This is a genomic window from Pseudonocardia sp. EV170527-09 (assembly GCF_008369905.1).
In the GTDB taxonomy this organism is placed as follows: domain Bacteria; phylum Actinomycetota; class Actinomycetes; order Mycobacteriales; family Pseudonocardiaceae; genus Pseudonocardia.
The window spans coordinates 1-257 of record NZ_VRMC01000539.1 but is presented as its reverse complement, the minus strand read 5'-3'; the positions used below and the strand labels follow the sequence as shown (position 1 = coordinate 257).

The window sequence follows — 257 nt, the reverse complement described above, 5'->3', positions numbered from 1 at the left end:
CCATTAGCCAGCAGAGTGCCGCCATTTTGTTCTGCGTCGAAGGCGATGCAACGTTGTGGAAAGGTTCTCAGCAGTTACAGCTTAAACCGGGTGAATCAGCGTTTATTGCCGCCAACGAATCACCGGTGACTGTCAAAGGCCACGGCCGTTTAGCGCGTGTTTACAACAAGCTGTAAGAGCTTACTGAAAAAATTAACATCTCTTGCTAAGCTTATTAAAGGCTTATAACACCTTCAGGCGGCCAGTCCGCCTGATTT

General features: G+C 48.2%; 1 protein-coding gene. It reads left to right on the top strand.

Annotation, left to right across the window (positions count from 1 at the left end):
* Positions 1-2: 2 nt before the first annotated feature.
* Positions 3-176: a hypothetical protein gene (locus FVA95_RS34255; protein WP_368667396.1), complete on the top strand. Its 174-nt coding sequence runs from the start codon at positions 3-5 to the stop codon at positions 174-176.
* Positions 177-257: the final 81 nt, after the last annotated feature.